This window comes from Sphingobacterium bambusae (genome assembly GCF_033955345.1).
Classification (GTDB): Bacteria; Bacteroidota; Bacteroidia; order Sphingobacteriales; family Sphingobacteriaceae; genus Sphingobacterium; species Sphingobacterium bambusae.
Map to the genome: position 1 here is coordinate 2,774,644 of NZ_CP138332.1, position 25,199 is coordinate 2,799,842.

The 25,199-nt window shown below is 41.3% G+C and carries 21 protein-coding genes; 10 read left to right on the forward strand and 11 right to left on the reverse strand.

The genetic code is table 11. The annotated features are described in order from the left end of the window. Nucleotides 1–106: 106 nt before the first annotated feature. Both SCB77_RS11590 and dnaN read right to left on the reverse strand, forming a co-directional pair. Entirely contained in the window at nt 107–766 is a 660-nt protein-coding gene (locus SCB77_RS11590) for a DedA family protein (RefSeq protein WP_320186597.1), read from the reverse strand. Between the two features lie 10 nt (nt 767–776). Next, entirely contained in the window at nt 777–1,898 is a 1,122-nt protein-coding gene (dnaN, locus tag SCB77_RS11595) for a DNA polymerase III subunit beta (RefSeq protein ID WP_320186598.1), read from the reverse strand. Between the two features lie 120 nt (nt 1,899–2,018). On the opposite strand from dnaN, the gene SCB77_RS11600 reads away from it, so the two are divergent. The 6 genes from SCB77_RS11600 to SCB77_RS11625 all read left to right on the forward strand — a co-directional run bounded on the left by SCB77_RS11600 (nt 2,019) and on the right by SCB77_RS11625 (nt 7,371). Next, complete coding sequence (locus SCB77_RS11600; RefSeq protein ID WP_320186599.1) at nt 2,019–3,161, forward strand: DNA polymerase III subunit; 1,143 nt, start codon at nt 2,019–2,021, stop codon at nt 3,159–3,161. Between the two features lie 104 nt (nt 3,162–3,265). Beyond that, complete coding sequence (locus SCB77_RS11605; RefSeq protein ID WP_320186600.1) at nt 3,266–4,546, forward strand: PSP1 domain-containing protein; 1,281 nt, start codon at nt 3,266–3,268, stop codon at nt 4,544–4,546. A gap of 219 nt (nt 4,547–4,765) precedes the next feature. After that, entirely contained in the window at nt 4,766–5,236 is a 471-nt protein-coding gene (locus tag SCB77_RS11610) for a gliding motility lipoprotein GldH (RefSeq protein ID WP_320186601.1), read from the forward strand. Beyond that, on the forward strand, nt 5,233–6,267 hold the full coding sequence (gene lpxK / locus SCB77_RS11615; protein ID WP_320186602.1) for a tetraacyldisaccharide 4'-kinase: 1,035 nt from the start codon (nt 5,233–5,235) through the stop codon (nt 6,265–6,267). Before SCB77_RS11610 ends, lpxK begins: the two co-directional genes overlap by 4 nt. Nucleotides 6,268–6,376: 109 nt before the next feature. Next, nucleotides 6,377–6,763: a hypothetical protein gene (locus SCB77_RS11620; protein ID WP_320182174.1), complete on the forward strand. Its 387-nt coding sequence runs from the start codon at nt 6,377–6,379 to the stop codon at nt 6,761–6,763. Nucleotides 6,764–6,990: 227 nt separating this feature from the next. Beyond that, a complete protein-coding gene (locus SCB77_RS11625) occupies nt 6,991–7,371 on the forward strand; it encodes a hypothetical protein (protein WP_320182175.1) in 381 nt (126 codons plus the stop codon). A gap of 149 nt (nt 7,372–7,520) precedes the next feature. Here SCB77_RS11625 and dnaA read toward each other — a convergent pair whose 3' ends face one another. Beyond that, on the reverse strand, nt 7,521–8,948 hold the full coding sequence (gene dnaA, locus SCB77_RS11630; protein WP_320182176.1) for a chromosomal replication initiator protein DnaA: 1,428 nt from the start codon (nt 8,946–8,948) through the stop codon (nt 7,521–7,523). A 372-nt stretch (nt 8,949–9,320) separates the two neighbouring features. Continuing rightward, entirely contained in the window at nt 9,321–11,249 is a 1,929-nt protein-coding gene (gene dxs, locus SCB77_RS11635; protein ID WP_320182177.1) for a 1-deoxy-D-xylulose-5-phosphate synthase, read from the reverse strand. A 149-nt stretch (nt 11,250–11,398) separates the two neighbouring features. Here dxs and SCB77_RS11640 point away from each other — a divergent pair, with 149 nt between their 5' ends. Then, nucleotides 11,399–12,151 (forward strand): segregation and condensation protein A, encoded by a 753-nt coding sequence (locus tag SCB77_RS11640; RefSeq protein ID WP_320182178.1) that lies wholly within the window; start codon nt 11,399–11,401, stop codon nt 12,149–12,151. Here the strand turns inward: SCB77_RS11640 and SCB77_RS11645 are convergent. The 3 genes from SCB77_RS11645 to SCB77_RS11655 are packed head-to-tail and all read right to left on the reverse strand — an operon-like array spanning nt 12,148 to nt 14,846. Beyond that, entirely contained in the window at nt 12,148–12,858 is a 711-nt protein-coding gene (locus SCB77_RS11645) for an enoyl-CoA hydratase/isomerase family protein (protein ID WP_320182179.1), read from the reverse strand. The two genes, SCB77_RS11640 and SCB77_RS11645, sit on opposite strands and share 4 nt — an antisense overlap. Next, complete coding sequence (locus SCB77_RS11650; RefSeq protein ID WP_320182180.1) at nt 12,848–13,705, reverse strand: beta/alpha barrel domain-containing protein; 858 nt, start codon at nt 13,703–13,705, stop codon at nt 12,848–12,850. Before SCB77_RS11650 ends, SCB77_RS11645 begins: the two co-directional genes overlap by 11 nt. After that, complete coding sequence (locus SCB77_RS11655; RefSeq protein ID WP_320182181.1) at nt 13,698–14,846, reverse strand: acyl-CoA dehydrogenase family protein; 1,149 nt, start codon at nt 14,844–14,846, stop codon at nt 13,698–13,700. The genes SCB77_RS11650 and SCB77_RS11655 overlap by 8 nt, the downstream gene beginning before the upstream one ends. A 124-nt stretch (nt 14,847–14,970) precedes the next feature. On the opposite strand from SCB77_RS11655, the gene SCB77_RS11660 reads away from it, so the two are divergent. Beyond that, nucleotides 14,971–16,578, forward strand: coding sequence for an acyl-CoA carboxylase subunit beta (locus SCB77_RS11660; RefSeq protein ID WP_320182182.1), 1,608 nt, complete (start codon nt 14,971–14,973; stop codon nt 16,576–16,578). 33 nt (nt 16,579–16,611) lie between these two features. Here SCB77_RS11660 and SCB77_RS11665 read toward each other — a convergent pair whose 3' ends face one another. The 3 genes from SCB77_RS11665 to nadA form a co-directional block, all read right to left on the reverse strand. Continuing rightward, complete coding sequence (locus tag SCB77_RS11665) at nt 16,612–18,531, reverse strand: acetoacetate--CoA ligase (protein WP_320182183.1); 1,920 nt, start codon at nt 18,529–18,531, stop codon at nt 16,612–16,614. Between the two features lie 141 nt (nt 18,532–18,672). After that, on the reverse strand, nt 18,673–19,731 hold the full coding sequence (gene thiL, locus SCB77_RS11670) for a thiamine-phosphate kinase (protein ID WP_320182184.1): 1,059 nt from the start codon (nt 19,729–19,731) through the stop codon (nt 18,673–18,675). Nucleotides 19,732–19,837: 106 nt separating this feature from the next. Then, a complete protein-coding gene (gene nadA / locus SCB77_RS11675) occupies nt 19,838–20,836 on the reverse strand; it encodes a quinolinate synthase NadA (RefSeq protein WP_320182185.1) in 999 nt (332 codons plus the stop codon). 496 nt (nt 20,837–21,332) lie between these two features. On the opposite strand from nadA, the gene nadB reads away from it, so the two are divergent. After that, nucleotides 21,333–22,925 carry an L-aspartate oxidase gene (gene nadB / locus SCB77_RS11680; RefSeq protein WP_320182186.1) on the forward strand — a complete coding sequence of 531 codons (1,593 nt, stop codon included), beginning with the start codon at nt 21,333–21,335 and terminating at the stop codon, nt 22,923–22,925. A 2-nt stretch (nt 22,926–22,927) separates the two neighbouring features. Continuing rightward, nucleotides 22,928–23,443, forward strand: coding sequence for a gamma carbonic anhydrase family protein (locus SCB77_RS11685; protein WP_320182187.1), 516 nt, complete (start codon nt 22,928–22,930; stop codon nt 23,441–23,443). A 16-nt stretch (nt 23,444–23,459) separates the two neighbouring features. Here SCB77_RS11685 and SCB77_RS11690 read toward each other — a convergent pair whose 3' ends face one another. After that, on the reverse strand, nt 23,460–25,142 hold the full coding sequence (locus tag SCB77_RS11690; protein WP_320182188.1) for an Ig-like domain-containing domain: 1,683 nt from the start codon (nt 25,140–25,142) through the stop codon (nt 23,460–23,462). Between the last annotated feature and the right edge of the window lie 57 nt (nt 25,143–25,199).

Consider the following 25,199-nt stretch of genomic DNA (forward strand, 5'->3'; position numbering starts at 1 on the left):
TGATTGTTTAACGTCTACAGTGCAAAGATTATTCTTCAAGAATAGGCACCAAGAGATAAGATGCGGAGAATCAGCGGAAAATTAATTTATAAAAAAAGGAAGCTACTTAAATAGCTTCCTTTTTAGCACTCATTTTTTCTTTAATGAGCCCGAATATGATCGGTAGTACGGATACCAAAATGATGCCGATAACCACCTTCTCAAAATTATCGCGTATCCACGGTATATTACCTAGGAAGTACCCTGCTAGGGTGATGCCCACAACCCATAGTATCCCACCAACGAGATTATAGGTTAGGAAGATCCCATATTTCATTTTCCCAACACCGGCCACAAAAGGAGCGAAAGTGCGTACTATAGGCACAAAGCGTGCGATAATGATGGTTTGCGGACCATGTTTAGCATAGAAGCCATGGGTCTTCACGATATATTCCGGTTTAACCAGTTGCTTTCCGAACAGACGAAGCTTAACGAATTTATCTCCCGCATACTTCCCAATCAGATAATTGCATGCATCGCCCAATACGGCTGCAACTAGCATCAAGGCAATACTCGTGGATATATCCAACATTCCTTGCGCGGCAAACATTCCGGTAGCAAACAGTAGTGAATCGCCCGGCAAAAAGGGCATGATGACCAATCCGGTTTCCACGAAGATAATCAGAAAAAGGATCAGGTAAATCCAATAATTATACTCCGCGATAAGGGTTGCCAAATGATCATCTATATGCAAGATGAAATCAATGACCGCATAAATAACTTCCACAATAGGGGGTTTAGATATTGTTCAACATGACCGGCATAACGAGCATCAAAATATCCTCATTATCTTCCTTGATTGCTGGGATTAACAAACCTGCTCGATTTGGTGTGCTCATCTCGATCACCACCTCACTTGAACTCAAATTGTTCAACATCTCCACCAAAAATTTGGCATTGAAACCAATTTCCATATCCTGCCCTTCAAACTGACAGCTCAAACGTTCGTGGGCCTCGTTGGAGAAATCCAAGTCTTCCGCCGATATATGCAATTCGCTACCAGAAATCTTCAAGCGAACCTGATGTGTGGTCTTATTGGCAAAAATAACCACCCGACGAAGGGTGTTCAAGAACAACAGGCGATCTACCGTTAACTTATTCGGGTTTACCTGTGGGATAACGGCCTCATAATCTGGGTAACGCTCATCAATCAAACGACAGATCAAATGAATATTTGCAAACTGGAAAAAGGCATTCGTATTATTATATTCAATCGATACAATGGTTTCATCGGAAGGCAACGAAGACTTTAATAAAGTCAGCGCCTTTTTTGGAAGGATTAACGATGTAGGCTTCTCGGAACTTACATCGGTACGACGGTAGCGCACCAATTTATGTGCATCGGTAGATACAAAGGTGATACCTTGCTCTGCCAACTGTACCAATACACCTGACATCGCCGGACGAAGTTCGTCGTTACTTACTGCAAAGATGGTCTTATTGATGGCTTCAGAAAGTATCGACGCACCCAAAGTAACCGTAGAAACATTGTCCACCACGGGAATTTTGGGAAAATCGTCTGCATTCTCGCCACTCAATTTGTATTTACCGTCGCCGGCACTGATCTCAATGGCCAATGTGTTGGTATCCACCGAAAAAGCAACGGGTTGATCAGGAAGAGTTTTTAGTGTTTCGATCAAGATTTTAGACGGCATAGCCACACGTCCCTCTTCTTTCGCCTCGATCTGCAGCGATGTCACCATACTTGTCTGTAGATCTGTTGCTGAAATCGTCAACAAGTTATCTTTGATTTCGAACAAGAAATTTTCAAGGATGGGAAGGACTGTACTACTGCTTGAAGCCCCGCTAATTGCCTGTAATTGTTTTAATAAAATTGAAGTGGATACAATAAATCTCATTTCCTGAATTTTATAGATTTTTATATGCAATATTACAGAAAAGAATCTACATTTTATAAACACAATGTGTCTTAATTCCCATCAGAAATTAATTAATTAGTACATTTGTGCAATCAAAATATGCAGTTCAAAGATATCATAGGCCATGAAGAGGTAAAGACGCATTTGCTACAAACGGTGAAAGACAACCGGGTGAGTCATGCGCAGCTTTTTTTAGGCCCTGAGGGCTCTGGAAGCTTGGCTCTTGCCGTAGCATACGCCCAATATATAAACTGCGAAAATAAACAGGATGATGACAGCTGTGGAGTCTGCAGTTCCTGCAACAAGTATCAAAAGCTGATTCATCCCGATCTACATTTTTCCTACCCGTTCTTTGCCAAGGGAAAAGAAGAGGTCGCGGTGAGCTACTTGGATGAATGGCGAAAAGCCTTTCTTTCTAATCCATACATGGGGATTGATTTTTGGCGACACAACCTAGATGCGGAAAACAAACAGGCCAATATCAATATTGCGGAAGCACACGACATCATCAAAAAGCTTAGCCTAAAAGCCTTCGAAGCGGAATACAAGGTGCTCATTATGTGGCTGCCCGAATTTTTGGACGTGCAGGGCAATGCTTTGCTCAAGCTCATCGAGGAACCTCCGGCAAAAACACTCTTTTTATTGGTTGCCGAAAATCAGGACCGCATATTAAATACCATTATTTCGCGCACGCAGCTGGTCAAAGTATTTAAGCTAGGCCATGACAAGGTAAAGGATTACCTGATTACACAAAAACATGTGGATGCACAGCGGGCCAATGAGATAGCCTTTATTGCTGACGGGAATATACAGGCTGCACTTAATTTGCTGGAGGAAGAGGCCAACCCCTATTTTGAACTGTTGATACAGTGGTTGCGATTTATTGTCACCGATGCGGGTCTACATATCATCCGATTTTGCGAAGAGGACTTTCCAAAGTTAGGGCGTGAAAATCAGAAAAATTTCTTACTTTATGCCATTAATATGCTGCGACAGATTATTCTCGTGCAGCAAGAATTACAACAAATGGTGCTTTTACAGGGGCAAGAGCTGGACTTTGTTCAGAAGTTTAGTGTGAATTTTCGGGGGGATCAGCTCGAAACGGCTATTGACTTTTTGGAGAAAACGCATTATAAAGTAGAACGCAATGCAAATCCTAAAATATTATTTTTAGATTTATCTTTGCAATTAGTTTTAATATTTAAATATCAAACGTTCCCACAAGGGACTCAATATATATAAAAAAAGAAAATATGGGATGTGGCAGTTGCTCATCCGGAGGTGGGTGTGGTAGTACAGCTACTACTGGAAAAACCCCTGCGGGATGCCAGAATAATGGCTCTTGCATGACTAGCGGATGTAATAAATTAGACGTTTACGATTGGCTCTCCGATATGGATTTGCCATCAAATTATAAACCATTTAATATTGTAGAAGTAAGATTTAAAGGATCGCGTAAGGATTTTTATATCAATACCGATAACCTTTATTTGGAAATGGGCGAGATGGTCGCTGTAGAGCCTTCCACTGGAGGTTTTGATATTGGCCATGTGTCCTTGACCGGTGAATTGGTGCGCTTGCAATTGAAAAAGAGCAACGTAAAGGCGGATGCCGTGCTCAAGAAGATCTACCGAAAGGCCAACGAGGCAGATGTACAGAAGTACAATGCAGCGAAGGACTTGGAATGGGAGACGATGCACCGAGCGCGTAACCTAGCCTTAGAGCTGGGTCTGTCGATGAAGATCTCCGATGTGGATTATCAGGGAGATAAAACCAAAGCTACCTTTTACTATACTGCAGAAGGACGCGTAGACTTCAGAGAACTGATAAAACGCATGGCGGAAGCTTTCCGTATCCGAATTGAGATGCGGCAGATAGGCATGCGCCAAGAAGCCAGTCGATTGGGTGGTATAGGTTCTTGTGGACGCGAGCTGTGCTGCTCCACTTGGCTAACCGACTTTAAGACGGTATCCACTTCGGCGGCGCGCTATCAAAATCTATCGCTCAATACGCTGAAACTTGCCGGACAATGTGGTAAGTTGAAATGTTGTCTAAACTACGAACTAGACAGCTATATGGATGCCTTGCGCGATATACCGACCAATGTAGAACGATTGGACACAGAGGTGGGTATCGCCTATCTCCAAAAGACGGATATCTTTAAAAAGGTGATGTGGTATGCTTATCCTGGTGCAGAAAACTGGATTCCTTTGGATGTGTGCAAAGTCAAAGAGTATGCAGAACTGAACAGAGAAGGCCGCAAAACGCAGGATATTACCGTAAATTTCGTTACTGAAGAGGTTCAAAAACCTATCTCTTACGATTATGAAAATGTCGTTGGCCAAGATTCGCTGACACGTCTTGACGACAAGAACAAACGTAAAAAGCGTAAAAAACCAAAAGGAAAAAGAGAGCCCGGTACAGAAAACAAGGGTCCGGAACAAAGACGTCCGGAAGCAAAAAAAACCGTTACCAAAGAGACGCGACCGGCTCCTTCACCGAGAAATGAGCAACAGAAGGACGACACATCGGCGGCAAATAAACCAAAGAAGAAGTTCAACCGTAATAAAAACAGGAATAGGAACAAAGGTCCGGAAAATAACAAAAGTGCGGGAGGCGAATCTTAATATAGAAAACTAGTCTGTTTAAAATAGTGATTACATTTCGCCATGGCGAGCAAAAGGAATGACAACAACCTCTGGAGAAATCTCCGCAAGAAAGCAATCAATGGAGATTGCTTCGTCATACTTTCTCGCCATGACGTATTTTTACGTCGGTTGGTTACCTTTTTAAAAACAGGCTGATTTCGCTAAAAAATGACCGATTTTTTGATTTAGACTTATAGCATGAAAAATATCTCGGCACTTATTTTGCTTTTAGGCGCTCTTTTTTTTGTTTACGCTTGCGGCGATCGCGCTTACTACGAACATAATGAAAGTATTGCCAACCACAGCTGGAGCTATAGCGATGTACCAAAATTTGATGTTCATGTAACGGATCCAAGCATTCGATACGATATTTGGGTGAACGTTCGCCATACCAATGCATATCGATATGCCAATCTTTTTTTCTTATTGCACGAAAAAGGCCCCGCAGTAAAAGATACCGTACATCGATATGAAATAAAGCTCGCCGAACTGGATGGGCGATGGACGGGTAGCAGTGCGGGCAGCCGCTATGCCAATAAGTTGTTGGTGAAAGAAAACTACCAATTTCCCGATTCCGGTGTGTATAGCTTCTCCATTGAGCAAAATATGCGCGAAAACCCTCTTCGTGATATGACTGATGTCGGTTTAACGATTGTCAAAAAGCCATGATCAATTTTATCCGTTGGTTGCTCCTTCCTTTATCTTTTCTATATGCTTGTATCATTTGGGTAAGAAACCGACTGTACGATCTTCGTCTACTAAAAAGTACCTCCTTTAATATACCCGTAGTTGTTATTGGGAATCTATCGGTCGGCGGAACCGGAAAAAGCCCGATGACCGAATATGTTTTGCGTATCTTATCGCCAGCAAGGGCTATCACCGTTTTAAGCCGTGGATACGGACGTAAAACCAAAGGTTTTCGCGAGGTATCCGTGGGAGACGACGCCAGCCAAAGTGGTGATGAGCCTTTACAGATTAAGCGAAAATTTCCAGAAACAAGCGTTGTTGTATGCGAAGATCGCGTGAAGGGCATACAACATATATTACCTCACGTTGAAGGCGTACTCCTCGACGATGCATATCAGCACCGGGCGCTAACACCTAGTTTTGCTATACTATTATTCGATTACAGATCGTTGCTAGCACCGCGCCTTCCATTACCTACTGGAAATTTCAGGGACGGCATAGGGGAAAGTAAACGAGCAAATATCATCGTGATCAACAAATGTCCCGCAGATTTGAATGCCTCCGTAAAATTTGAACTGACAGCAAAGCTTCGTGCCTTTAGCCAAGCAGAAATATTTTTCGCTAAAATAGCTTACGATCGTTTAACAAACAGCGATGGCGTTTATTTTCCAGAAGAGTTCTTGGAAGAAACCGCGGTATTGCTCGTGACTGGTATTGCAAATCCACAGCCTCTATATGAATACTTGTCAACCAAGGTGAAGTCCATACAGCAAATTAGGTACAGTGATCACCATCAATTCACTGCGCAAGACCAACAACGCATCGCAGAGAAATTCAATAATATACCGTCCATTGGTCAAAAGATTATCATCACAACCGAAAAAGATATCCAACGTCTCTCCGTTGATTTTTTAGCCCAGTATCCTATCTATTTTACGCCAATATATCCAAAGATACTTTTCGATGAGGCTGCCCTATTCGAAAAAATGGTTCGTGATGCTTTTGGAAAATGAGAAATGTAAATAAACCTTAATGGACGTTAAATTACCCTAAATAAACAGTTCTAAACAAACAAGTTAACATACATTACATTATTTTTATCAAAACAAATTTGTAGATAAGATGATGTATTTAAAAAGATTTTTAGTCGGCTGCATGCTCCTTATTGGCATCAGTGGCTATGCGCAAGAACGACAAGGTCGTGGTAACATGCAAAATATGGATCCCGCAGAGCGGGCAAAAAATACCGTAACAAGGCTGACTGAGCAACTGCAACTGGAAAAGAGCCAACAAGATTCCATTTACAAACAGGTACTTCAACAGGCACAGGAGGAAAAGATAATTTTCAGCAATGCAGGTGATGATCGTGAGAAAGCTCGCAGCGCGATGCAAGCTTCTCGAGAAAAATACAGTGGAAAAATCAAAAATTTCCTGAATGCAGAGCAAGCGAAAAAATATGATGAGCTGCAACAGCAATGGTCGCAAAGACGACCTCGACAAAATCAGTAACACGATGCTATTATAGCCAACAACTTGAAAGTGCCGGATAAATTTCCGGCACTTTTTTTATACAGCAACGATCTAAGCTCATCGAGTTAGGTCAAATTCGAGCATATAGTTAACGAATGTTAAACTGTAACAGGCCTGATACAATTGATGCAATAAATGCTGTTATATTTCTGTTATTATAACAAAAGGAATTATTCTTAATGGTTGAACAATAAAATTATAATGTCATGAAAAAAATCATTTTAACAGGTATCAGTTTATTATTTGCTATTACATTGACTTTTGCACAAAGCAACCCGGAAGAAGCCGCTAAACAGGAAGTTGCTGTACTCACCGAAAAATTGACCCTAACGGAAGATCAGCAAACGAGCGTCTTGCAGATTGTTTGGGAAGGAGCAAAAGCGAAGGCCGCCGTTAAGGAGGATGCCACGTTATCGCCAGAAGTATTAGCAGAATCATTAAACAAAATCCAAGCAACTACGGATGCACAGGTAGCTGAAAAGCTATCAGATGAACAAAAACCTGTCTTTGAGAAGCTTGTTTCCGAACGACCAAAGGAAACGGTACCAACGCCGGTGCAAACTCCAGCGCAACCCGTACAGCCTTAATAAGAAGACTTCCGAAGGATTTAATTGTACTATTGCTTGTCAATAGATCATTAGACAGCAATTCTTAGTAACAGGAATATAGGTAAACAGAAAATGCGAAGCTATTTAAAGCTTCGCATTTTCACATTCAAAAATTACACAAAATACCTTTAGGAAGTTTTTAGCTTCTTCTGTATATCTTGTACATAAGTTTTAAATTTCTTGTCGGTCTCTATCAAATCTTCTACTGTTTGGCAGGCATAGATCACGGTGGAATGATCGCGGCCACCAAAGAAGCTTCCAATAGATTTCAACGAAGACTTGGTGTGGTTCTTCGCCAGATACATGGAAATTTGACGTGCTTGCACGATTTCTCGCTTACGCACTTTAGATTTCACCATTTCTACAGGTACCTCAAAATACTCGCAAACCAATTTTTGGATATATTCCATGGAAATCTCTTTGTGTGTGTTCTTCACAAAGTTTTTCAACATAGATTTAGCCAGATTTAAATCGATTTCCTTTCTATTTAAGGTAGACTGCGCTAAAAGTGAAACCATTGCGCCTTCGAGCTCGCGTACACTGTTGTCAATTTGCGTGGCAACATATTCCATGACATTTTCTGGCAGTTCGATACCATCGGAATACATTTTTTTCTTCAAAATGGCCATTCTGGTTTCCAAATCAGGGATCTGGATGTCTGCCGACAATCCCCATTTGAAACGACTCAATAAGCGTTCCTCCAATCCGGAAAGGTCTTTAGGGGCCTTATCCGAGGTAAGGATGATTTGTTTCCCCGATTGATGTAGGTGATTAAAGATGTGGAAAAAGATGTCTTGCGTTTTCTCTTTACCCGCAAAATTGTGCACATCGTCCATAATAATAACATCCATCGCTTGGTAGAAGTTTACGAAATCGTTGATCGTGTTATTCTTTAGGGAATCCACGAACTGCTGACAAAACTTCTCACAAGAAACATAAATCACGAGCCTATCCGGTAAATTTCTTTTGATTTCATTACCGATAGCTTGCGCTAAGTGAGTTTTACCCAATCCCACATCGCCATAGATCATCAAAGGATTGAATGACGTTCCACCAGGTTTGTTTGCTACTGCAAAACCTGCCGAACGCGCCAAACGGTTACACTCCCCTTCAATAAAATTATCGAAGGTGTAATGATGATTAAGCTGCGGATCGACCTGTAATTTCTTCAATCCAGGAATAACAAAAGGATTTTTGATATTCTTGTTCAAAGCTACAGGAACAGGAATAGATTGCTTTTTACCTTCCGCACCATTGCCGTTAGACGGAATGTTGGTGGTGTACGGTGTATTAGCAGATGATTTGTCTACGATGATGTTGTACTCCAAACGTCCTTGTTCACCCAAAAACTTTTTAATTGTTTTGCGTAGAATACCGACATAATGTTCCTCCAACCATTCGTAGAAAAATACAGAAGGCACTTGAATAGTTAAAACGTTTCCATTAAGACCCACCGCTTTCACGGGCTCGAACCAGGTCTTGAAACTTTGCGCAGGAATATTGTCTTTTATGATTTGAAGACAGCTATTCCAGACACTTGTACACGTTTTTTCCATTCTTAAATTGTTAATAACTTGAAAACCAATATTTGACAAAAAAATTGTTTAAAACTTTCACTTAAGACGAAGATGACAAAAAAATTTGAGCTAAAAAACTAAAATGTTAAAAAATAGTAAACACACAACAAATCAGCAACTTAAGTCTATTTTAGAGGTATTTTTTTACTAAAGATTCGTCCTTTTAGTAGTTTTCAACACCAACGTCGCGCGGTCGGGAAACCTTCAATTTTTTAAGCTAAAATATACAATAGCGCAAACCTGTGTGGAAAACTATTGACTACTCTTCGTTTTTAAATATACAGGTTTTTAACGCGAAAAAAAAGGGAAGATTTGTTAAATTTTCCCTTTTAAATTTTTATTATCAGTGGTTTAGGAAACCATTGCATCCGTCTTGATAGACGGCGCAAGTCTCTTGGAGGCCGTAACGATAGAAACAGCATCATATCCACACAATTTCCAAAGCTCTGCTTGTTCACCATGCTCAACGACTTCATCAGCTATTCCTAAACGCACAACCTGCGCATTGTAACAATGGTCAGCCATAAATTCCAATACGGCCGATCCAATTCCGCCCATTAACGCGCCATCCTCTACCGTAATTATTTTGCTGTATTTACTAAATACTTCATGCAAGAGCTCCTCATCTAACGGTTTAGCAAAACGAAGGTCGTAATGCGCTGGGTATATACCATCCTGATTAAGCAACTGTGTAGCTTTAGCCACTTCATTTCCAATCGCACCAAAGCTGAGTATCGCTAATTCCTCACCATCGTGTATTTTCCTTCCCTTTCCGATCGCAATTTCCGTAAAAGGACGTTTCCAATCGGACATGACCCCATTACCACGCGGATACCGTATTACAAAAGGGCCTTTATCAGGCAACTGTGCAGTATACATCAGATTACGCAATTCCTCCTCATTCATCGGTGCAGAAACGATCATGTTAGGCACACAGCGCATGAAAGCTATATCGTATGCTCCATGATGCGTAGGCCCATCGGCACCCACAAGGCCTGCTCGGTCCAAGCAGAGCACCACATTCAGCTTCTGTAAAGCTACATCGTGGATCACTTGATCATATGCGCGTTGCATAAAAGAGGAATAGATATTACAAAACGGAACCATTCCCTGTGTAGCGAGGCCTGCACTAAATGTAACGGCGTGCTGTTCAGCAATACCTACGTCAAAAGCTCTATTGGGCATCGCCTTCATCATGATATTCATGGAAGAACCTGAGGGCATTGCCGGCGTGATACCCATAATCTTGGTATTGCTTTCTGCAAGTTCCACCAAGGTATGTCCAAAAACATCTTGGTATTTTGGTGGCTGAGGTTTATCAACTACACTTTTCTTAATCTCTCCTGTTATCTTGTCGAACAAACCTGGAGCATGCCATTTTGTTTGATCTTTCTCGGCAAGCGCATAGCCTTTTCCTTTAACGGTTACTGCATGCAACAGCTTGGGGCCAGGAATATGTTTTAGATCTTCTATCGTCTTCGCGAGCTTCACAACATCATGTCCATCTACCGGACCGAAATACCTAAAATTCAAGGACTCGAACAGGTTGGCATTTTTCAACAAGGTTCCCTTGATACTTTGTTCCAATTTTTTGGCCCATCCATAAGCATCAGGCCCGTTCTTGGATATTTTGGCCAACACTGCAATGAGGTCGTCCCGAAATTTGTTGTAACTTTTTGATGTCGTTATGCTAGTCAAATATTCTTTCATTGCCCCTACATTGGGATCAATGGACATGCAGTTATCATTCAATATAACCAAAAGGTTGGATTTCTCGATACCGGCATGGTTCAGCGCTTCGAAAGCCATACCACCGGTCAAGGCACCATCCCCGATAATGGCAACATGCTGCCTATCGGTTTCGCCTTTATATTCTGAAGCGACGGCCATGCCCAATGCTGCAGAAATAGACGTAGAAGAGTGGCCTACACCAAAGGTATCGTAGTCGCTTTCTCCGCGTTTAGGAAATCCAGATAAGCCACCAAAAACACGGTTGGTATGAAATACTTCACGTCTTCCGGTCAGGATTTTATGGCCGTACGCTTGGTGACCCACATCGAAAATAATCTGATCATAAGGCGTATTGAGTGCATAATGTAGGGCAACAGTCAATTCGACCACCCCTAAACTGGCCGCAAAATGCCCACCATTTACCGACACGATATCAATGATAAACTGCCTTAATTCATCGCAAACCTTCTCCAGTTCTGCGGGTTTTAACTTCCGTAGATCGTCGGGATAGTTTATTTGCTGTAACAGTGGACCTGCCTCTACTTGCATATCTTCTCTTGTCTATAAATAAGTTACAAATTAACAACTTATTCGCTAAACTACAGAACAATAAATCCAAATAAAAGTTTAGCTTGGCGTCGCTAATTCAAAAATTATGCCGACATATTCGCTATCAAATACTTATTTTTGGTCAAAATATGCAGACGGAAGCTTACGAAATAAAATTGGAGCAATTTGAAGGGCCTTTTGACCTTCTATTGTTTTTTATCGAACGGGATGAATTGAATATCCATGATATTCCTATTTCCAAGATAACGGATGACTTTTTGGACTTTATCCAGAAGATGCAGTCCCTCAATATCGAGCTAGCAAGTGAGTTTATCTTCGTAGCTTCTACCTTAATGCGTATTAAGGCCAAGATGCTGTTGCCGCGTCCGGAGCTGGACGATGCCGAAAACGAAATAGACCTCAAGAAAGAACTTACGCAGAAACTTATTCTATACAAGCAGTTCAAGGAAATATGTGAAGATATGCGCCTACTAGAAGAAAAGCGTGGCCGTGTACACAGTCGAGGCAATATTCTTAGCGACAATAAAATAGCGAGAAAGAAAGATAATACCGACGAACAGCTGGATTCTTTTGATCTCTATAAGCTTATGGTTGTGTACGAAAAACTAATGTTTAGCTACAAGCATCGCATTCAGGAGGTTACCCATACCGTCGTGAAATACCCATACACCATTGAGCAGCAAAAGCGTGCCCTCGCCGAGCTTATAGACATCAATAATAAACTTGATTTCCAACAGATGCGCCGGCACTCTGAAAACAAAGTGCAGTTTGTCTATAATTTTTTGGCCATGTTGGAAATGCTTCAACAGCGATTACTGGAAATCCAAGTTGGTTTGGGCTACAATAATTTTTGGATAGAAAAACGAGCTGATCTAAACTAGTTTTTTTCATCACGTAGTTGTTCAAGGCATTTTTTTAGGAAAGAAAATCTATCTGCTGCCGCTATAGTCGGCAATGCCCTGCAGGCGGCAATCCCCGCCTTTAAAGCATCGGTTGGCTTATCGGCGAATAATAGCTTATATCTCTCCAAGGTACCTTTCTCCAAAATTTCATCTACAATTCTCAAGCCCAAAGCTTTGTTCACATCAAAATAACTGCTATCCAAACACATTTGCAGCATCTTCTTTTCGGGCATCACTTTCATTAAGCTAGCCATCACCTGAAAAGGAAATATTCCCAGTTCTATTTCCGGCAATCTAAAGCGTACTGAAGCTGCAGACAGTACATAAGTACATCCTAATATAAGGAGGAAAGCTCCAGCTATGACGTCTCCTTCAACAACCGCTATGCTAGGTTTATGAAAACGTTCCATAACCTCGCCCAGCGAGAGATCACTATTTTCTATATGCGGATTAGTTATATCCAATAGCGGATCGCGAAAGGTTTTAAGATCCATACCTGCGCAAAAGACAGGGCCTTCGGCGCGCAATATTAGCAGCTTTATAGCAGGGTCTGCATGCGCGATAGCCAAGGCATGTGCAATCTCATTTACCATCGTCGGTGTAAACGCATTTCTCTTTTCGGCACGCGCTAAGGTAAGATTACACGTAAAGCCTTCGTTTTCTACCCGAATAAAATTATACTGCATGGCTGATCAATTTTCTAAAATTCTCTGTTAGCTGATCGATGCTTCCTTCCGCCTGCGGCCGAAACCTTTTCAAAAGCAATTCACTCGATATATTTCCGACAAGCTCATCCTGTGCAAATGGACATCCACCATAGCCCATTACAGCTCCTTCAAATATACGACATCCGGCTGTAAACGCCGCCTCTACCTTAGCTAGGGCCGTTTCCGGTCTACTATGCAGATGAACGCTCATTTCTACTTTTGGGAAACTATCATACAACACGGAGCATAGCTTTTCAATAGCATCCGGCGTAGCCGCGGACGTCGTGTCGGCAATAGAAAACTTTCGGACACCAATAGTCACTAGCTTATCCATCCACTCGCCCACCATCTCCGGATGCCAATGGTCTCCATAAGGATTACCAAATGCCATGGACATATATACCATCAATTCAGGCGAGGTTTCATCGGATAATATAGCCTGAGATGTTTGAATAGCCGAAAACGCTTCCACACTGCTGCGATTGGTATTCCGCTGCTGAAAAGTATCCGATACTGAAAAAGGATAACCAAGATAATCTATCTGCCTATATGCACGTCCAAGTTCCGCTCCCCTTTCGTTGGCTATAATGGCGATCAACTTACTAGCCCCTTTGCTTTCCAATCCTTCGAGCACCAAGCCCGTATCTGCCAATTGTGGCACCGCTTTGGGCGATACAAAACTTCCAAAATCAATATAGTCAAATAGGCCACTTTGCAGCAGGCCATTTATATAGCTTATCTTATCCGCGGTTGGAATAATCTTTTTTATTCCCTGTATGGCATCCCGCGGACAATCTACCAAGGAAATTAAGGTCTGTTTATGCATCTTTTCTAATCTCTCTGGATATAACCATTTTTTGAATGGCACTAGTGCCTTCGCCAATGGTACATAATTTGGCATCGCGGAAATATTTCTCTGCCGGATAATCTTTTGTGAAGCCATATCCGCCATGTATCTGCACACTTTCGTTGGCCACTTCCACCGCTACTTCAGAAGCGTACAATTTGGCCATAGCACTTTCCTTAGTGACTTTCTTACCCTCATCTTTCAGCTGTCCCGCTTGGCGCACCAACAGTTCCGACGCTTCTATTTTTGTTGCTAGATCAGCAATGCTAAAGCCTACCGCCTGAAAATCATAGATCTTTTGATTGAACTGTTCGCGTTCGTTGGCATAGCGTAAAGCCGAAAGATAGGCACCACGAGCAATACCCAAGGATAGCGCAGCGATAGAAATACGTCCGCCATCCAACAATTTTAAGGCCTGCACAAATCCATCCCCTTCCTCGCCAATAACCTGATCTTGGTGTACCTTACAGTTATCAAAAAATAAACTCGCTGTTTCCGAGGCACGCATCCCTAGTTTATCGAGCTTCTTTCCTGCTGAAAACCCCGGTGTACCTTTCTCTATGATAAAAGCCGTTACGCCTTTCTTATCCCCTTTGGCGCCTGTCCGCACCATTACGACGGCCACATCACCACTGATGGCATGGGTAATGAAAGTTTTGGAACCATTAATAATGTAGTATTCGCCCTCTTTTACAGCCGTCGTGGATAAACCACCAGCGTCAGATCCGGATCCCGTCTCCGTCAGCCCCCAAGCACCAATCCATTCTGCAGTAGCCAATTTGGGCAGATATTTCTGTTTTTGTGCTTCGTTCGCAAATGACAAAATATGATTGGTACATAAGGAGTTATGCGCCGCTACAGACAAACCAATAGACCCGCAGACTTGGGAAATCTCATCCAAAATAGTGATGTATTCTTGGTAGCCGAGCCCTGCACCATTATATTGTTCTGGCACGATAGCCCCCATAAAGCCGTATTCTCCTAGTTTCTTAAACAGCTCAACAGGAAAATGTTGCCGTTCATCCCAATCCATGACGTGGGGTTTAATAAAATCGCGTGCAAATTGTTTGGCACTTTCCCGTACCAAAGCTAATTGTTCATTTTCGTAGATACGTAACATAATATTTTGTAAGTTTATACTGGATTTACGAAAAATATAAAATAAAATTCATATTTTAAAATTTTAGTAATTCAATTCATATGAACCTTTTGTAAATTGATAATTTCTTAAAAAATAACCAAATATGCTGGAATTATTACAACTGCTGAAGAGCAAAATAGAGAAACTTCATCTGGGCGGTGGTCCAGATAAAATACAGAAACATAAAGAGAAAGGAAAGCTAACCGCTTGGGAACGTGTATTTACTTTACTTGATCCGGGCAAGACCTATGTAGAAATAGGTAGGTTTGCTGGGGATGATCTTTATACCGAACACGGGGGCTGTCCGAATGCGGGCGTTGCCGTGGTTATGGGTTACATTTCAGGTCGATTGTGTGTGGTTGTATCCAATGATGCGACCGTCAAAGCCGGCGCTTGGTTTCCCATTACGGCAAAGAAAACGCTGCGGGCACAGGAAGTGGCCATGGAAAACAATCTACCGATCATCTATTTGGTAGATTCTGCCGGTGTTTATCTACCTATGCAAGAAGAAATCTTCCCAGACAAGGAGCATTTCGGTCGCGTTTTCCGCAATAATGCCAAGCTATCATCCATGGGTATCCCCCAAATCTCAGCGATAATGGGTTCTTGTGTTGCCGGAGGGGCTTATTTACCGATCATGTCGGATTACGCACTAATTGTGGAAGGAACAGGATCCGTTTTTCTAGCAGGATCTTATTTGGTAAAATCTTCCATTGGTGAAGTTATAGACAATGAAACGCTTGGCGGCGCCCATACCCATTGTGAGATATCCGGCGTGACAGACAATAAATACCCCGATGATGAAAGCTGTTTGACAGCTATTCGCCATATCGTTGATAAATTTGGTGATCGTCCGAAAGCCAATTTTTCCCGAATTGATGCTATAGCTCCTGCACACGGAGCAGATTTCATTCCGTCCTATCTGCCGACAGACCGATTGAAAGCTTACGATATGCGAGAGATTATTAAAGCCTTGGTGGATGCTGGATCTATGGAAGAATATAAGACCGATTACGGGAAAACCATAATCTGTAGTTTGGCACGTATTGACGGATGGGCCGTAGGTATTGTGGCTAACCAGCGAGAAGTTGTGAAAGCCAAGAAAGCTGGAAACGCAAATGAAATGCAAATGGGGGGCGTTATCTATTCCGATTCTGCAGATAAGGCAGCGCGATTTATTATGAATTGTAACCAGCAGCGCATCCCATTGGTATTTCTGCAAGATGTTACGGGCTTTATGGTAGGTTCTCGATCGGAGCACGGGGGCATTATCAAAGACGGCGCAAAGATGGTCAATGCGATGGCCAATTCTGTTGTTCCGAAGTTTACGTTCATTGCGGGAAACAGCTATGGCGCCGGAAACTACGCTATGTGTGGAAAAGCCTACGATCCGAGATTGATCTATGCATGGCCCACCGCGCAGATGGCGGTGATGAGCGGTGCCTCTGCGGGCAAAACACTGCTGCAAATTGATGAAGCAACGATGAAAAACAAAGGCATCAACCTAGACGAAGAAGCGCGAAAAAAACGTTTAGAAGACATAGAACAGCAATATAATGAACAACTTAGCCCTTATTATGCTGCTGCTCGATTGTGGGTAGACGGTGTGATCGATCCACGTGAAACAAGGTCGATTATCTCCCTAGGGATAGAAGCTGCTAACCATAACCCCGATATACCAAGATATAACGTAGGTGTTATACAGGTTTAAAGACAGAAAATACTACATGTTAGATATATTCAATTAACCGTTTACCATCTCATCATAGATGTTTTTAAACGCTGCCAAGCTATCAGGGTTGCGTACCACGTCTCGCGAAGCGACCGCTGATAGCTCTTTGCCCGAAAAAATCTTCTTGATAGGTATTTCCATTTTTTTTCCACTCAAGGTATAGGGTATATCGGGTACCTTAAAAAGAAGATCGGGTACATGCCTCGGACTGTATTGCGTGCGAATAGCATCTTTCAGCGATTGCGCTATATCCGCTACCTGATATCCGTCTTCCATTTGTAAAAACAGCAACATCAGCGAGCTACCATCTGATTCATCCGTGCTAATGACAAGACTGTCCAAGATATGATCCACCGTTTGCACGGCATTATATATCTCTGCTGTGCCAATACGTACACCTCCGCGGTTTAGTGTGGCATCCGATCGACCGTACATCATAATTGCTCCCGTCTCTTCAATAGCTATCCAGTCGCCATGACTCCATAGGCCTGGCCGTGCGGCGAAATAACTTTCCCTATATTTTACATGACCTGGGTCATTCCAAAAAAATACCGGCATAGAGGGCATCGGTTTTTCTATTATAAGCTCTCCCACCTCATCGTACACTTCTTCCCCTTCTTCATTTAACGCTACAATCGCAGATCCTAATGTCCTACATTGGATTCTGCCCGCATAAACCGGAAGTAATGGACATCCGGAAAGAAAGGCACTACACACATCTGTTCCACCACTCAAGGAAATAATTTGGGCATTCGGAAATTTAGCCTGCAGATTTTCAAAAGTAGCTTCCGGTAATGGCGACCCTGTAGAACCAATCACCTTTGGCTGGTAACCATCTATTTGGAGATCATGTATGGCAGAAAAATAGGACGCACCGGCTCCGAGATGATCCACCTTGACACGTTTTACAAAGTCCCAAAAGTTTATATGATTATTGTAGGAAATAGCACCATTGAACAGGCAAAGACTGGCTCCGCATAACAGGCTCGAAAGCGCATAGTTCCACATCATCCAACCGGTCGTTGTGTACCACAAAAATTTCTCTCCAGCTTGCACATTTTGGTGGATTGCTAACGCCTTGAAATGTTCAATAAGGTTTCCTCCCGAACGATGCGTTATAGCTTTGGGCTTCCCAGTTGTCCCCGATGAGTATAGTATCCAAATGGGAAAGTCAAATGGTACCTCCGTAAATACTAAATCCGTTGGCCTGTAGCTTTCAAACAGCTTCTGCCATGTAGGACTATCAACTTGCATACATTCCGTTAGAGTGAAAACTCCCTCTTTAATAGCTTTCAAGGTGTTCTCTTTCGAATAATCCTTACCGTTGTAGCGGTAATTCATTTCTATGAAAAGCAGCTTGGGCGATACTAGAGAAAAGCGTTCTACGATACTCTTATCTCCAAAATCCGGTGAACAACAGGACCAAATCGCACCGATGGAATTTACGGCTAAAAAAATCGCTATTGCTTCGATGCTATTAGTTAATACTGCGACCACACGATCGCCACGTTGCACGCCCTGATCAATTAAATATTGCTGCAGTACAGATACTTTATTACGAAGACCGGACCAGCTTAATTCTTGATAATTATACTTTTCATCGGTGTAATACAAAGCTATATCAGCTGCCCGCCTACCTTTAAAAATATGAGCTGCATAGTTCAGTGAAATCCCTTCAAACCATTTTACCTCCGTGAAATCTGTTGAACTATTATCCCAGTTTAGCACCTGTTGATAATCGCCACTATAGCTGATATCAAAGTACTGTAATAATACTTCCCAAAATTCTTCTAATTGCTCGACAGACCATGAATAGATATCATCATAGTTTTGTATATCGTAGGACAAAAAACTCCGTACATAATCCTGAAAATCAAATAGAACGGAAGATTCCTGATACTGTCTCGAAGGACGCCAAAGCGGATTTTTCATCGCGTTTACAAATGGTTTACACAGCTAAAGTAGTAAAAAAAAATAAGTATCAGGTAGGTTTCGGTTTAGTTGCTATTGGAAAAAAAAGCGCTCAATTGCAAATATCAATCGAGCGCCTTCTAAATAATTACCTTCACAGGTTTAAGCTTTATCTGTACTGTCTGACTTAAAAGCATTCCATCCCTGTGCCTTTAAGCTGTGTACGTGACCAGATTTTGATACCATTTCGTAACCTGCAGCTTCTTCAGTAATATATCCAATGATAGAAATATCTAACTGATTTTTCACTTTATCATACTGGTCCTGCGGAACCGTAAATAGTAGTTCGTAGTCTTCGCCACCACTAAGCGCACATACCGTTGGGTCGAGCCCAAACTCACGAGCTGTCTCATAAGTCATCGGATCGACTGGGATCTTTTCTTCATACAATTTACAACCTACCTTAGAAGCTTTACAGATGTGTAAAATTTCAGAAGCCAACCCGTCCGATACATCAATCATAGCATGTGGTTGTATACCATATGTTTCGAAGAGTTCCACCACATCTTTACGCGCCTCAGGCTTCAACTGTCTTTCTACAATATAATCCTTACCTTCCAGATCTGGTTGAATGTTAGGGTTTTCTAAGAATATCTGCTTCTCACGCTCTAACAGTTGTAAACCAACATAAGCCCCACCCAGATCGCCGCTTACGCAAAGTAAATCGCCTTCTTTCGCACCGGAACGATAAACAACTTTGTCTTTATCGGCATGACCAATACTGGTTACAGAAATAACTAAACCTTGTGCTGAAGCAGAGGTATCGCCACCAATAAGATCCACATTAAATTTTTTACAGGCAATCAATGCTCCTTCATAAATCTCCTCCACTGCCTCCAAAGGAAATTTAGAAGATAGTCCAATAGAAAAAGTAATCTGCGAAGCAATACCGTTCATGGCATAGATATCGCTGAGATTAACCTGAACAGCCTTATAACCCAAATGTTTAAGTGGCACATAGCGTAAGTCAAAATGTATGCCCTCCAACAAAAGATCGGTGGAAATGAGTGTCTGTTTATTGGAAAAATCAAGCACAGCAGCATCATCGCCTATTCCTTTTATCGTAGAGGGTTCGTTGACTTCCACAGCCTTTGTCAGATAATCGATCAAGCCGAATTCACCCAATTCGCTAATATCTGTTCGTTCTTTGTTATCAAACATCCATTTAAAATTAAAAAGTAAAATATAAAAAAGTTAAAGCTATACTCCACGATGACGAAGCGTTATCAGCGGCGTAAACTTAACTTTCTCCAATCCCATATTAGCCCTATAAACCGAAACGTTCCGAAATCTCCAACATGCGCTCGATAGGTTTTCTAGCCCTCACCACCACATCTGCCGGTAGATCAACTTCAGGAAGTTCGTAATATAAGCAATTATACAGTTTCTCCAGTGTATTCAATTTCATATGTGGACAGTCGTTACAAGCACACACATTATTTGGCGGTGCCGGAATAAATGTTTTTGTCGGACTGGCTTTTTGCATCTGGTGCAAGATCCCTGATTCTGTGGCTACGATAAATTGCTGCGCCGGATTTTCAATAGTGTATTTCAACATCCCTGAAGTAGAACCGATATAGTCGGCTTGGCTTAGGATATGTTCCTCACATTCGGGATGCGCTATAAACTTAGCTTGCGGAAATTGACTCCGTAGATCAACGATTTTATCCTGCGAAAAAATCTCGTGTACCATACAAGCGCCGTTCCAAAGAACTAAATCGCGCCCTGTTTTCTTTTTGACATAGTCGCCAAGGTTACGATCAGGACCGAAAATTATCTTTTGATCCTTCGGCAAGCTTTCCACAATCTCCACTGCATTGCTTGAGGTACACACGATATCTGACAAAGCTTTGAGTTCTGCTGTACAGTTTACGTATGTAATCACCAAATGATCAGGATACTGCTCTTTAAATTTTGCAAATAAATGCGGTGGACAGCTATCCGAAAGCGAACATCCCGCTTTTAAATCAGGTAACAGTACTTTTTTCGACGGAGATAATATTTTTGCTGTCTCTGCCATAAAATGAACTCCAGCAAAAACTATGACCTCAGCATCGGTCTTTGCCGCTTGTTGAGATAAGCCCAAACTATCCCCTATATAGTCTGCAATATCTTGAATTTCAGCATCTTGGTAATAATGCGCCAAGATAACGGCATTCTTTTCTTTCTTAAGTCGCTGTATTTCAGCAACAAGATCTAGTGTAGGATCTACCGGCTCATCGATATAACCTTTGGCCTCCAGATCTTTTTCGAAGGTTGTGTCCATTTATCGTTCTTCTCTACAATTTGATGTGCACTTTGTTTGACTAAGCGACTCTACAAAAGTAAACAAAGAAAATGAAACGAAATCCACATTCCCTTTTTCCAATAAATGATAATGTTTTTTTAAAGAAAGAATCTTGTTGTTTATTAGTCTGTGGAAAATGAGGATAATTGCTGGAATTTATTTTTTGATTAGTGAGTTTTTTCGTGTTATCAACAATTTATCCACAGTTTTCAATCGCTTAAGTACTGATTTTCAATTCTGTGATTTTTTCAGTTTTTCTCTTTCCATATTTTACTGTTGATTTTTTACTGTTCACAATTTGTTAATATCTGCTTCATTTTCTCTTAATTTTCAGACGGTAAATGTTAGCTTTTGGGTGCAGCTGTGGAAACTTTAAAAGTTTTCAATTTTAGTTAACGGTTTATGTACAGGTTTTCCACATATTTTGTTAATTTGTTTCTTCTAATTCAGATACAGCGCACGGTTAATTACGGATATGGCACATAGAAAGGTGGATTTTTTAATTATTGGCTCGGGAATAGCAGGATTGAGTTTCGCTTTGAAAGCTGCATCCTTAGGTAAAGTGTTGATTATCACGAAATCTAATGAAGATGAGTCTAATACTAAGTATGCGCAGGGTGGAGTAGCGGCAGTTGTGGATAAGTCTGATAGCTTTGAGAAGCATATCGTTGATACTGAGGTTGCTGGCGATGGTTTATGCCATCCACAAATTGTGGAAAACGTTGTGAAAGAAGCTCCAGAGCGTATTAAGGAGCTTATTGATTATGGTACAAATTTCGATAAGGTCGATGAGGGGCACTACGACTTAGCCCGCGAAGGTGGACATTCCAAGCATCGCATCCTCCATTACAAGGATATTACCGGTTATGAAATAGAGCGGGCATTGTTGGAACAAGTGCATGCTCACCCAAATATCGAGATGTTGACACATTATTTTGCAGTTGATCTCATTACTCAGCACCATAAGGGCGTACATGTGGATAAAGGTACTCCAGATATTACCTGTTACGGTCTATATGCTTTGGATACACGGACGAGTAGAATAGAGACATTTCTTAGTAGGGTGACTTTAATGGCGTCTGGCGGCGCGGGCCATGTTTATGCAAGTACAACGAATCCTACGATAGCTACAGGCGATGGAATTGCTATGGTTTACCGGGCGAAAGGGAAAGTACGTAATATGGAATTTATTCAGTTTCATCCCACCTCACTTTACAATCCGAAAGAGTCGCCAGCATTTTTGATATCAGAAGCTGTTAGGGGCTTTGGCGGTATTTTGCGGCGCGTGGATGGTGTTTCTTTTATGGAGGAATATGACTCCCGAGGTTCATTGGCATCACGGGATATCGTGGCTAGAGCAATCGACAATGAAATGAAGAAATCTGGTTTGGATTTTGTGTATTTGGACATTACGCATAGAAAGAAAGCAGATATATTGGCTCATTTTCCGAATATTTATGAGAAATGCCTTTCCATTGGATTAGACATGACTAAGGATTATATTCCGGTGACCCCAGCTGCACATTATATTTGTGGAGGTGTACAGGTCGATGAGGTGGGTAAAACGTCTATACAACGTCTCTATGCCTGCGGTGAGTGTTCTTCCACTGGTTTACACGGAGCTAATAGATTAGCTTCTAATTCGCTCTTAGAGGCGGTAGTGTATGCGCATCGTATTTTTGAGGATGCTAAGGCTATTTTTCCGAATTTATCTTATGATGAAAGTATCCCCGATTGGGATGAATCGAAAGTTGCTTCACTTAATGAGGAGATTTTGGTAACGCACAATCTTCGGGAAACGCAGAAATTAATGAGTGACTATGTAGGGATAGTGCGTTCTGATTTCCGCTTGGATCGTGCTATGCGCAGATTAGGTTTTTTACACGAGGAAACAGAGGATTTTTATAAGGGAACGAAGTTGTCTGTTAAGTTGTGTGAATTGCGCAATGTTATTCAGGTAGCCTATTTGATCGTTAAATCGGCGATGCAGCGTAAGGAAAGTAGAGGTTTACATTTTACGACGGATTATCCGCAAAAGTCAGACAGTTTACATGATACCATACTATAATTATGCCGACAATTCTACCTATTAAAGGAATTTCGCCCCTTATTGGCGAAGAAGTATATATCGCTGATAATGCGACGCTGGTGGGCGATGTCACTATCGGAAATCATTGCTCTATATGGTTCAACGCTGTAGTTCGTGGAGACGTGAATTATATTAAGATTGGTGATTATACGAATATTCAGGACGGCGTAGTCGTGCATTGCACGTATTTGAAGAATGGCACGGACATAGGTAGTTATGTCAATGTCGGTCATCAGGCTATCGTTCACGGTTGTGTGGTTCACGACTATGTTTTAATAGGGATGGGGGCTATTGTTATGGATCGAGCTGTTGTGCAGTCGAATGTAATTATAGCTGCTGGCGCTGTTGTATTGGAAGATAGTGTGTTGGAAAGTGGATTTCTATATGCTGGTGTACCTGCAAAGAAAATTAAACCATTGACTGAAGAGCAATTAGCTATGTTGAAGCAGTTGCCGCATAACTACGTGCTCTACAGTTCTTGGTTGAAGCCGGAATAGCTTTTTAGTTTATGCCTTAAGGTTTTGGTAACGTGATCGTTTCGTTTTGATCCCAGTTGGCTCTTATGGTAAAGGTCTTTTCCAAATACCAGATGTTTTCAGCCTGTTTTTTAGCATATACGTCAGCTGGATCCCATTTACCGTTTTTATTTGCATCATAGATAATACGCAAGGTATATTTTCCGCCAGGAAACTTGTCGTATATTATTTTGTTGGTACTTAGATCCAATAAACGGCTATCGTGTATCTTTTCTTTTTGTTCATCAATAAGTTCCACTATATACTGCATAGTGGAGTCAGTGCCATTTATAGCGAAGCTGATATTACCATAGTTGTCTGATTCGTCAAACGTAAATTGTGTTTTAGATTCTTTATTGGTGTCATCAAAAGGACTTTTTAATGCACCTTCCTGGATAACGAACTCATAGTTACGTTTGGCGCGCCAATTAAACCGTATATGATAAAGGTTTAGGTTTACGCTATCTTGTTGTAATTGAAAATTTCTACGTGAAACAGAATCTTCATAAACCATTATTTTCGCTTTGTCGACATTCGCTAATGGGGTAAGGCTTGTCAATTTGATATGGCTGGTGCGGTCTACTTTATTGGTAATGTTCAATATAGGCTTTATTTCTCTATCGAATTTAACATTTCTGCCTGTTCGAATTAGTATCGTATCGTTGATTGCATTGCCACTTTGCAAGTTGAGCTTAATGGAATCTAGTTCAGTTGGGCTGAAGAAAATTCTAGCCGAGTCATTTTGGAGACTATAACGTATAATTTTTGAAGCATCTAATTCTGTTGGATGCAATATCCGTAATGTGGGGTTTTCTACAGGTTTATTAAATGTCAGTAGTATATTGCCTGTTTGCTCTATTTTCTTTTCTAATGTACGAAAGTCCTTTGGATAGGCTTTAGTTATCTCTAATTTGATTCCCGTAGTATCTTTGCTGAGCACAATACTGTCATTTAGGAAGCCTATCCATTCATCATTTCCATTGAATATTCTATCGTTATTTTGCTCTTTAAGCGCATATATTCGGTATGTATTTTCTCTTAGATTATTGAATTTGAAGTTACCTGATGTATCGACATTGGTGAATATGTTCGCTTTCCTCTTTCCAAAAATACTGTCTTGACTGGTCGGGATAAGTAGAACTTTGATGTTTTCGTCCTTCTTCATGTCGAAAGCTTTCGTAAATCCATTTTTTACAGATCCGCTGATTGATAGAGAGTCAAGTTCTGCCCCTGTTGCAAAAACATAATTGTAGTTCAGTAAAGCATTACCTTCATTATAATCAACTAAGCCTTTTCCGAAGTTGATGGTATAGGTGGTATTTTTCTCTAGTGAGTCGGGCAGCTGTATAACTAAGTTTTTCTTGCGAACTTTAAACAGCGGCTGTTCGTCAAGATCAGGGCTTATGCTAAATTCTTTAAATTGATTATTTAGTTTGATATACTCGTCGAATGTTAATACGATCTCCTTATCCTTGAAGTTGATGCCGAAGTTAGTTGGTGATTCATTTAACACTTTAGGTGGGAGCGAATCTTTAGGCCCACCAGAAGGTCTCTGTACATTGGCACAGCGGCTGAATGTCAATAACAGTAATAAAATAAAGCCTGCAAGTGCTATATTTTGTGATTTACGTATTTTAAGGCTTTTTAAGCCATTTTTCTCTTTTTTGGAGTACTGTGTCATAAATTATAAAATAGTCGCTTAGAAGGCTTTATTTTAAGTTTTTTAATTTTTATTCAA

Excerpts from the sequence above, each read along its gene's own strand:
- dnaN (WP_320186598.1), bottom strand. The coding sequence starts at position 1,898 with ATGAGATTTATTGTATCCACTTCAATTTTATTAAAACAATTACAGGCA.
- SCB77_RS11600 (WP_320186599.1), top strand. The coding sequence starts at position 2,019 with ATGCAGTTCAAAGATATCATAGGCCATGAAGAGGTAAAGACGCATTTG.
- SCB77_RS11605 (WP_320186600.1), top strand. The coding sequence starts at position 3,266 with ATGACTAGCGGATGTAATAAATTAGACGTTTACGATTGGCTCTCCGAT.
- SCB77_RS11610 (WP_320186601.1), top strand. The coding sequence starts at position 4,766 with ATGAAAAATATCTCGGCACTTATTTTGCTTTTAGGCGCTCTTTTTTTT.
- lpxK (WP_320186602.1), top strand. The coding sequence starts at position 5,233 with ATGATCAATTTTATCCGTTGGTTGCTCCTTCCTTTATCTTTTCTATAT.
- SCB77_RS11620 (WP_320182174.1), top strand. The coding sequence starts at position 6,377 with ATGATGTATTTAAAAAGATTTTTAGTCGGCTGCATGCTCCTTATTGGC.
- SCB77_RS11625 (WP_320182175.1), top strand. The coding sequence starts at position 6,991 with ATGAAAAAAATCATTTTAACAGGTATCAGTTTATTATTTGCTATTACA.
- dnaA (WP_320182176.1), bottom strand. The coding sequence starts at position 8,948 with ATGGAAAAAACGTGTACAAGTGTCTGGAATAGCTGTCTTCAAATCATA.
- dxs (WP_320182177.1), bottom strand. The coding sequence starts at position 11,249 with ATGCAAGTAGAGGCAGGTCCACTGTTACAGCAAATAAACTATCCCGAC.
- SCB77_RS11640 (WP_320182178.1), top strand. The coding sequence starts at position 11,399 with ATGCAGACGGAAGCTTACGAAATAAAATTGGAGCAATTTGAAGGGCCT.
- SCB77_RS11645 (WP_320182179.1), bottom strand. The coding sequence starts at position 12,858 with ATGCAGTATAATTTTATTCGGGTAGAAAACGAAGGCTTTACGTGTAAT.
- SCB77_RS11650 (WP_320182180.1), bottom strand. The coding sequence starts at position 13,705 with ATGCATAAACAGACCTTAATTTCCTTGGTAGATTGTCCGCGGGATGCC.
- SCB77_RS11655 (WP_320182181.1), bottom strand. The coding sequence starts at position 14,846 with ATGTTACGTATCTACGAAAATGAACAATTAGCTTTGGTACGGGAAAGT.
- SCB77_RS11660 (WP_320182182.1), top strand. The coding sequence starts at position 14,971 with ATGCTGGAATTATTACAACTGCTGAAGAGCAAAATAGAGAAACTTCAT.
- SCB77_RS11665 (WP_320182183.1), bottom strand. The coding sequence starts at position 18,531 with ATGAAAAATCCGCTTTGGCGTCCTTCGAGACAGTATCAGGAATCTTCC.
- thiL (WP_320182184.1), bottom strand. The coding sequence starts at position 19,731 with ATGTTTGATAACAAAGAACGAACAGATATTAGCGAATTGGGTGAATTC.
- nadA (WP_320182185.1), bottom strand. The coding sequence starts at position 20,836 with ATGGACACAACCTTCGAAAAAGATCTGGAGGCCAAAGGTTATATCGAT.
- nadB (WP_320182186.1), top strand. The coding sequence starts at position 21,333 with ATGGCACATAGAAAGGTGGATTTTTTAATTATTGGCTCGGGAATAGCA.
- SCB77_RS11685 (WP_320182187.1), top strand. The coding sequence starts at position 22,928 with ATGCCGACAATTCTACCTATTAAAGGAATTTCGCCCCTTATTGGCGAA.
- SCB77_RS11690 (WP_320182188.1), bottom strand. The coding sequence starts at position 25,142 with ATGACACAGTACTCCAAAAAAGAGAAAAATGGCTTAAAAAGCCTTAAA.